This window comes from Polaromonas sp. P4_F4, assembly GCF_056401355.1.
The window spans coordinates 51,995-60,830 of sequence record NZ_JBFUJO010000028.1; the positions used below are offsets into that span (position 1 = coordinate 51,995).

The 8,836-nt window shown below is 58.8% G+C and carries 8 protein-coding genes; all 8 read left to right on the forward strand.

What is annotated here, in order from left to right; all coding sequences use genetic code 11:
- The first annotated feature begins 14 nt into the window (after nucleotides 1–14).
- Genes AC1DUR_RS22320 through AC1DUR_RS22355 form a run of 8 tightly spaced genes read left to right on the forward strand, consistent with a single transcriptional unit; the run spans nucleotide 15 to nucleotide 8,455 of the window.
- Nucleotides 15–1,496, forward strand: coding sequence for a pilus assembly protein TadG-related protein (locus tag AC1DUR_RS22320; protein WP_477718166.1), 1,482 nt, complete (start codon nucleotides 15–17; stop codon nucleotides 1,494–1,496).
- A gap of 5 nt (nucleotides 1,497–1,501) precedes the next feature.
- Nucleotides 1,502–1,987, forward strand: coding sequence for a TadE/TadG family type IV pilus assembly protein (locus AC1DUR_RS22325; RefSeq protein ID WP_477718165.1), 486 nt, complete (start codon nucleotides 1,502–1,504; stop codon nucleotides 1,985–1,987).
- Between the two features lie 11 nt (nucleotides 1,988–1,998).
- On the forward strand, nucleotides 1,999–2,535 hold the full coding sequence (locus AC1DUR_RS22330; RefSeq protein ID WP_477718164.1) for a TadE/TadG family type IV pilus assembly protein: 537 nt from the start codon (nucleotides 1,999–2,001) through the stop codon (nucleotides 2,533–2,535).
- A gap of 42 nt (nucleotides 2,536–2,577) precedes the next feature.
- On the forward strand, nucleotides 2,578–3,741 hold the full coding sequence (locus AC1DUR_RS22335; protein WP_477718163.1) for a CpaE/TadZ family protein: 1,164 nt from the start codon (nucleotides 2,578–2,580) through the stop codon (nucleotides 3,739–3,741).
- 41 nt (nucleotides 3,742–3,782) lie between these two features.
- On the forward strand, nucleotides 3,783–5,180 hold the full coding sequence (locus AC1DUR_RS22340; RefSeq protein ID WP_477718162.1) for a CpaF family protein: 1,398 nt from the start codon (nucleotides 3,783–3,785) through the stop codon (nucleotides 5,178–5,180).
- Between the two features lie 20 nt (nucleotides 5,181–5,200).
- Entirely contained in the window at nucleotides 5,201–6,178 is a 978-nt protein-coding gene (locus AC1DUR_RS22345; protein WP_477718161.1) for a type II secretion system F family protein, read from the forward strand.
- Nucleotides 6,179–6,214: 36 nt separating this feature from the next.
- Nucleotides 6,215–7,159, forward strand: coding sequence for a type II secretion system F family protein (locus tag AC1DUR_RS22350; RefSeq protein ID WP_477718160.1), 945 nt, complete (start codon nucleotides 6,215–6,217; stop codon nucleotides 7,157–7,159).
- Between the two features lie 24 nt (nucleotides 7,160–7,183).
- Nucleotides 7,184–8,455, forward strand: coding sequence for a LytR C-terminal domain-containing protein (locus AC1DUR_RS22355; RefSeq protein ID WP_477718159.1), 1,272 nt, complete (start codon nucleotides 7,184–7,186; stop codon nucleotides 8,453–8,455).
- The last annotated feature ends 381 nt before the right edge of the window (nucleotides 8,456–8,836 follow it).

An 8,836-nucleotide genomic window follows, 5' to 3' on the forward strand; every position in this document is an offset into this window, starting at 1 on the left:
GGGAGGTGAAGGCAATGAAAACGACATCGGAATATCGAAAAAGTGAACGTGGCGCCGTTGCCATCGTCTTCGGCCTGACCGTTGTCGTCCTGTTTGCGATGGGCGGCGTTGTTCTTGACCTCGGCCATCTCTATATCGCCAAAGCGGAATTGCAGAACGCCGCCGATGCCGCAGCGCTGGCCGGTGCGAAGGACCTCAACGAAACCACTGCCGGCATCAACGGTGCGGTCAGCAAGGCGCAAGCCATATCGGCGAAAAACAAGTACAACTTTGCTACCGACGTGACCTTGGCCTTGGCGAACATTGAATTTGGTCCCAGCCCGGACGGCCCCTGGTCCAGCGTTGCCGCGGCACAGGCTGCCCCGCAAGGCAAGACTTTCATCAAGGTAGATACCGGGCTCAAAGTGCTTGGCACTTATCTGATGCGCGTCGCAGGCGTCGACACAGTGAGTACATCGGGTCTTGCTGTTGCTGGCTATTTTGTGGTTGATGTGACCCCCCTGGGTGTCTGCGCCCTGGATCCGGTGAACCTGACAAACGTTATGCCCGGTACCAACGAACTGGTGGAACTGGGGTTTCGACGTGGCATCACCTACAACATTCCTGAACTGGGCCCATTGGGCGCAAGCGGTGTGCCGATGCTGCTCAATCCGGTAGACAGCCCACCCGCAGCTTGCGACCCCAGCCATTCCAGCGCAAACTTTACCGCGCCTTTTATCTGCCAGGGCAGTTCAACAATTGTGGGCTCTACTTTGCAGGTCTATGCGAATACCGGCTATTCGGCGGGCGCCATTGAAAAAGCATTCAATTCGCGCCTTGATGAGTTCCCAGGTGGGTCTGCCTGCGACCCGGCGACTTCGCCGCCAGACATCAATGTCAAACAATACGATTACACACTGCCGCCAACCGTGTCGCCACCGAGTGCTCCAGCCGACTGGATGAGTCCAGCGCCCACCCAGCAATCGATCAGCGTGGATCCGATCACGCAAAAACCGGTGGGTTTTCCGGGGAATCCACCAACCGCAGCCAACTTTGGCGTTTTATGGTCGCACTCCCACGCGGTACAGGCAGCCGGTGCAACGCCCACTTTTACAGTGGGAGCGCCCTTTTCACCAGCTGATTGGCCAACGCTCTACAACCCAGGGCTTTCCGCCACGGCGGGCTATCCCACCTCGGCGGCGATTCCGCCTTTCCCCGTGGGAACTTCGGCTTCCCCGTACAACGAGACAGCCTCCGGCTCGACTTTTAGATACTTCCAGCCCCCCCCCACACATCCTCCCGGCACGCGAAACCGTCGCCTGATGAAACTGGTGATTGTCGATTGCGCAGGCATCGGCGGTGGTGGCTTGTCTTGCGCAACTTTGCCAGTTAAAGGAATAGGCCGGTTTTTTCTTCAGTCGCGGGCGGATCTGACGGGAAACCCGAAGAAGGTTTACGGTGAATTTGCCGGTCTCGTGGAGCCGATCCCCATTTCAGACATCAAGCTGTACCGGTGAACCAAATGATCCCCGCAAAACCCATTCCAGCGAGACGGCAACCCAACAGCCAGCAGGGTGGTGCCGCCGTGGAATTCGCCCTCATTCTTGCGTTGCTGATCAGTATCCTCGCCGGAATTTTTGAATTTGGCCGCGCGTTCTGGTACTACGATGCGCTGACCAAGGCCACGCGGGATGGCGCGCGCCTGATGTCGGTCACAGACAAGGCCACTATCGACACGCCAGGCGTCGCGAATGCAAAAACACTAGTAGCTAATGCAGTGACAGATGCGGGCGTGCCCAATTTCACGACTGCAAACGTCAGTGTGACTTGCCTCGATGCGACTTTTGCTGATGCCTCTTGCACCAACGGCACCGCACCGGGCGGCGTGCGGGTTCAGATCATTGGCTACTCCATGACCATCGGTCAGTTCATTCCTTTCCTGCTTGGCGGAAGTTCTTCGTACACGGCAAACCTCTCACCGCACACCACCATGCGCTACATGCTGTGAGGAGTGAAAAAATGCGAACCTTACATTCACCAGCACATCCATCAGCGCATCCATCCCCATTCACGCGGCAAGGGGGTGTTGCCGCTGTCGAATTCGCCATCATTTCCCTGCTCTTTTTCACCATACTTTTTGCCATCCTCGAGTTCGGGCGGATGCTTTACGTTTACAACACCATGCAGGAAGTGACCCGGCGTGGCGCACGCGCGGCTGTGGTTCGCTGGATTGACCAGGTACCGGCGATTAAAAACATCGCCTTGTTCGGTGGTACATCGCTTCCGGCCGGTGATGAAGTCGCGGATTCCAACATCACCGTCACCTACCTGACAAAGACCGGCGCAGTGGTCAACCCATTCCCGACCGATCCCAGCGACAACTTCTCCGCCTGTGGAGACGCCACCCGAGCAGCCAGTTGCATTTACAGCGTGCGTGTCTCGATAGACAACGTGACATACAGCCCAATGGTCAGCCTGTTCAGTTTTCTGAATATCGGGCTCCCGACCTCTGTTGTCATCATGCATGCAGAAAGCATGGGATTTGAACTTAACTAGCAGACATGCATTACAACCCGCCTACACAGCCAAGGACTTGAATTGAAAATCGCAGTTGTCTCCCGGAACGACAAACATCTCACGGAGATAGCCAGGCTGCTCCGCGAGCGTAACTCCTCGGACGGAGTGGATGTCGTTTCCGGCACACTGGAAAAGCTGGCCGGTATCGCCGACCTTTCGTCGCCGGACGTACTGGTGCTGGACCAACCATCGGTAGAAGGCGGTGACCTGGAGCGGCTTGAGCGCCTGAGCCACCTGTATCCGCGCATGGCATTCATTCTTCTTTGCCAGCAGCATACGCCCGAGTTTCTCCTTCAGGCCATGCGCGCCGGGGTGCGCGAGGTCTTGTCGTCGCCCGTGAACGCTGGCGACCTGGTCGCAGCCATTCAACGCATTGAAGAAAAGATCGAAAGTCGCGCCCAAGCCCACGGCAAAGTGCTGGCATTCGTTTCCTGCAAGGGAGGCAGCGGCGCGACCTTCCTGGCGACCAACCTGGGTTACACATTGGCCGTGCAGGAAAAAAAGCGGGTTGCGCTTATTGACTTGAACCTGCAGTTCGGTGACGCCTCGCTGTTCGTCTCTGATCAAAAACCACAGGTAACCCTTTCAGAAGTCTGCCAGCAAATACACAGGCTGGATCCTTCGTTTCTTGCCTCGAGCATGCTCAACATCGATCCGAACTATGGCGTGCTGGCGGCCCCCGAGGACCCGACACACGCGAGCTACGTGAAGCCCGAGCATATCGACGTGATCCTCAAGCTCGCGAGGCGCCATTACGACTTCATCCTGCTTGACATGGGGCGGAGCCTGGACGCGGTGAGCATTCGCGCGCTGGACCAGGCCGACATGATTTTTCCAATTCTGCAAACCACCCTGCCCTTCATACGGGATGGCAAGCGGCTCCTGAACGTCTTTCGCTCTCTCGATTACCGCAAGGACAAAATTCATCTGATCGTGAACCGCCACGAGAAAAGCGGCGAAATCAGGCGGCAGGATCTGGAGGCCGCCTACGGTATGGAGGTCTTCAGAAGCATCCCCAACCACTACGAAGCCGCGGCGGCTTCAGTCAACCAGGGAGTACCCATATTAAAGCTCGCGAAAAACAGCCCGATTTCAAAGTCCCTGCAGGAATTTGCCAAATGGCTGGCGGGAGAAGAAGACCAGGCATCGCAGGGATGGTTCTCGCGGGTTTTTCAACGCGCTTGATGTACGGAGTTCAGGATTAGCCAGTCAACGGAGATATCGCCATGAATGCAGAGAACATCTCAATTCGGGAACGTCTGGGTACCGGTAACGGTGGTGGCGGCAATGTCAACGGCACTCAGACCAATAACGCGCCATTTTCCGGCCAGCGTCCGGGCGGCATCGACAACCGTGCCTATCAGGAACTGAAGCATCACATCCACCAAACCCTGCTTGACCGGGTCGACCTGGAAAGCATGCAGCGCCTTTCGCAGGGGCAGATTCGGGATGAGCTGAGGATGCTCGTGGAACGCCTGCTCGAAGAGGAAGTCGTCGTCATCAACGAGACCGAGCGAAAGAACCTGACGCGCGACATTCAGAACGAGATGCTCGGTTTTGGCCCGCTGGAAACGCTGCTGGCCGACCCCAGCATATCCGACATACTGGTCAACACCTACAAGCAGGTTTACGTGGAGCGGTATGGCAAGCTTGAACTGACCGACGTGACATTCTCCGATGACGCGCACCTGATGAAGATCATCGACAAGATCGTCTCGCGCGTCGGCCGCCGCATTGATGAGTCCAGCCCCATGGTGGACGCGCGCCTGCCTGACGGCTCCCGCGTCAATGCCATCATCCCGCCTCTGGCCATTGACGGGCCCATCATGTCGATTCGCCGTTTTGCCGCCAAACCGCTGCGCCTGGTCGATCTGGTGGAATACAAGAGCCTTACGGCTGAAATGGCGGAAATCCTGCAGGGGCTGGGCAAGGCCAAGGTCAACATCCTGATCTCGGGTGGCACGGGCAGTGGCAAGACCACCATGCTCAATGTAATCTCGGGTTTTATCAGCATGGCCGAACGCATCGTGACGGTGGAAGACGCCGCCGAACTCCAACTTCAGCAGCCGCACATCGTGCGCCTGGAAACACGCCCGCCAAACATAGAGGGCAAGGGCGAGGTGACCCAGCGGGCACTGGTGCGCAACGCGCTGCGCATGCGCCCGGACCGGATCATTCTGGGCGAGGTGCGTGGCGGCGAGGCGCTTGACATGCTGCAGGCCATGAATACCGGCCATGAAGGATCGATGGCAACCATACACGCCAACACCTCGCGCGACGCGCTCACCCGGCTGGAGAACATGGTCAGCATGGCCGTTGCGACCTTGCCCACCAAAGCCATGCGCCAGCAAATCAGCTCCGCGATCAGCGTGGTGGTGCAGGTGGCACGGCTGACCGACGGCAAGCGCAAGGTGATTTCCATCCAGGAGATCACCGGCATGGAAGGCGAGGTTATCACCATGCAGGAAATCTTTACCTTCAAGCAGACGGGGCTAGGCGAAAACGGCGCCGTTATCGGTTATTTCTGCGCCACCGGGGTCCGCCCGCGATTTCTGGAGAGACTGCAGGCGTTCGGTATCTCGATATCCGAAAAACTGTTTGACCCCACACGGCAATACCACTGAGGCAGCACTACTGAACGGCCATGGACTACCTTTACTACCTTTTTGCCACGCTGATTTTCATTGCGGTGGTCCTTCTGGTTGAGGGCCTCTACCTCAGCTGGAACTCTGCCAAAGGGCCTGAAGCCGAGCGCGTGGCGCGTCGCCTTCGCGTCATGTCGGCAGGCGGACATGGCGATGCGCCAAGCATTTCCATCACCAAGGAGCGGCTGCTGAGCGGAACGCCGTTCATGCAGCGCCTTTTACTGGAGATTCCGCGTGTTGGCAGGCTGGACCGTCTGCTACAGCAATCGGGGCTGTCCTGGAGCGTGGGCGAGTTCTTCGGCATGGCGCTGCTGGCGTTCCTGGTTGTTTTCTTCGCCTGTAGTTACCTCGCCATGCCCTGGCTGCTGCGGCTGGCGCTGGCGGGCGCTGCTGCCTTTCTCCCATTTCTTTATGTGACGAGAGCAAAGCGCAAGCGCCTGGATCGCATCGAGCATCAACTTCCCGATGCACTGGATCTGATGGGCCGGGCCTTGCGTGCCGGACACGCCTTCCCCACGGCGCTGAAGATGGTGGGCGACGAGATGAACGATCCGTTGGCAGGCGAGTTTCGCATCGCTTTTGACGAAGTGAACTTCGGCATCGCCATGCAGGATGCCCTCATGAACATGGCAACGCGGGTGCCCAGCACCGATCTGCGCTACTTTGTGATTGCCGTGCTGATCCAGCGTGAAACAGGCGGCAATCTTTCGGAATTGTTAACGAGTATCAGCGCCATCATCCGGGACCGGATCAAACTGATGGGGCAGGTGCGGGTGCTGTCTGCCGAGGGCAAGATGTCTGCCTGGGTTTTGTCGCTGCTGCCGTTCGGTGCGGCATTCATGATCCAGCTGACGAACCCCCAGTTTCTCGAGGTGCTGTACACCGACCCCGCAGGCCGCAAGATGATCGCTGTCGCCGTGGTCATGATGGTGCTCGGCATTCTCGTGATGCGCAAGATCATCCGTATCCGGGTGTGATGTGAACAAACCAGATTTTTCAGGAGCCAAAGCACCATGACCACCCTTCAACTTGCGTTTCTGGGGCTGATTTTTGTGGCTGTTTTCGGTGTCGTCATGTTGGCGCTGCGGCTGTTCGCCGCCAACCCCGTGCAGAATCGCCTCGATGTCGCCGTTGGCCGTTCAACTGCGATTGCCAGCGACGAACCCAGCCCATGGGTGGCGCGCATCATCAAATTGAGCGGCCCGCTGGCCAAGCTTTCCTTGCCCAGTGATGGCTGGGAAATGTCAACGCTCCGTAGCCGTTTCATGAATGCAGGCTTCCGCCAGCCTTCTGCTCCCGCCATCTACTTTGCCACCAAAACGACGCTGGCCACCGGCCTGCCGCTGGTTGCGTTTTTCCTTCTGACCACGGGCGGCGCCAAATACAGCACCAATACGCTGCTGTTCTGGTTGCTGTGTGCTGCAGCCATCGGCTACTACCTGCCCAACGTTTTGCTTAAGAACATGATTTCGCGCCGCCAGCGGGAGATTTTCGAAAGCTTTCCCGATGCCCTTGATTTGATGACCGTCTGCGTGGAGGCGGGACTTGCCATGGACGCGGCGCTCGCCCGCGTTGCCGCGGAGATCGGCCTGAAGAGCGCGGTGCTGAGCGAAGAACTTCAGCTGGTCACACTCGAACTGCGTGCAGGCAGCTCCAAGGAAAAGGCCTTGCGTAACCTCGCGCTTCGCACCGGTGTAGATGATGTCGACGCCCTGGTCGCCATGCTGATCCAGTCTGAACGTTTCGGCACCAGCATCGCCGACTCGCTGCGGGTTCAGTCAGACCAGTTGCGCACCAAGCGTCGCCAGCGCGCTGAAGAACAGGCGGCAAAAATTGCCCTGAAGCTGCTGTTTCCATTGATCTTTTTCATTTTTCCATCCCTGCTGGTCGTGCTGATGGGGCCTGCATTCATCCAGATTTACCGCGTACTGCTGCCCACCATGAGCGGCGGCAATTAAGAAATTTTGAGAAGGAGCTACATCATGTTCACACTCCGCCCAATCGTCATTGCCCTCGGTGCCTGCCTGCTGCAGGCGTGTGCGGCGCCACCCACGCAGAAGGAACTCGCCATGCAGCCCGTGTTGCGGGTGCGCCATTCGGCCGACCAGACGGCGGCGACCTATTACCAGCTCGGCAAATACCACCAGGAGCGCGGCAATGTCGATCTTGCGCGCGCCGCCTATGCTTATTCGGTAGAACTGGATGGCCGGCAACTGGAGGCACGCAATGCGCTCGCCGCCATTCACGCCCAGCAGGGCAGGCTTGAAGACGCCAAGGTGCTGCTGCTTCAACTTGTTGCCGATTACCCGGCGGTTGCGCATCCGTACAACAACCTCGGCTATGTTCAGTATCTGCAGGGCAATTACGATGCCGCCGTGAGTACGCTACAACGCGCACTGGTACTGGATTCGGAAAACCCGCGGACACGCAACAATCTCCAGGCGGCGAAAGTGGAGCTCGCAAAACTTGGTGAGCGTCCAGCCATTGCGCTGTCATCCACGCCGGCTGCGATAGGCACCCAAGGCGTGCTGCCGGCAGAGGCCTCTGCAAACACCACTGCAAACCGCAAGGATGAGATGCTGGTGACGGCAGCCAGCGCCCCCGTACCGCCCCCCTCCTCCATACCTGTACCCGCAGTGCAGCGCCCAGCCGAATCGGTGGTATCGTCGCCCGCGCCCACACCGCGAACGCAGGAGCTTGCGGTTGCGATCCCACCCTCGGTGCCGCAAACGCGCATGGAGGTGGTGCAGGTCGTGCCTAACGTGTTTGAACTCAGGCCCAAACCTGTCATGTCCCCTGTCGTTGCAGAAAAGCAGGCCGAAAAAGCGGTCGTGGCAGCAACGGCACCTGTTGCTACGCCGGCGATCACGCCCTCCGCCCTGGCGCTCGCCGCGGCCACCAAGCCGTCCAGGGTCGAGATTGCCAACGGCAACGGCATCACCGGCATGGCCAAACGAATCAAGGGTGTGCTTGGCAGGTACGGCATCGCCGTGAGCCGGCTGACCAATGATCGTCCTTTTAAGCAGCTGGACACCAAAATACAGTACCGGACTGGCTACGAACAGGCCGCAGAGGGCCTGAAACTTGCCCTGCGGGGCCATGCGGTCGTGGTGCCAGTCAATCACCTGTCGGGCAACACCGATGTGCGGCTGGTACTGGGAAAAGATGCTGTGGCGCACATGGCCCTGATTGAGGAATGGGCCAACCAGTCGCAACTGGCGTCAAGTGGGGAAGGCGAAATCAGCAACCACTGAGTACCCGCGGAAGACTGATCGCCCGCAGGCGCTTAGAACCTGTTTACGATCTATGTGGGGTCGCGCAAGTGGATTATCGGGATGGGATGCAAGGCGCAACATCCAGGCCAAGGCTGATGCCTTGGCTGATGTTGCAACGCCGCAGACCGCCCGAGAATCCACTTGCCCTGCGGGTTGGGACGAAATCGGGCGATTTGCTCACCAAATCCCTTGCATGGGCATCAGCCCATGCCGCGTGATGTCCACTTGCGCGACCCCACATAGATCGTAAACAGGTTCTTACTGTGCAGGCGCGGCCGGCTGTCCGCCGGGATCCTTGAGCGGCTGTCCGCCGGGATCCTTGAGGCCGAGCAATGCCGCGAGGGCCGGGGTGCGCAAGGC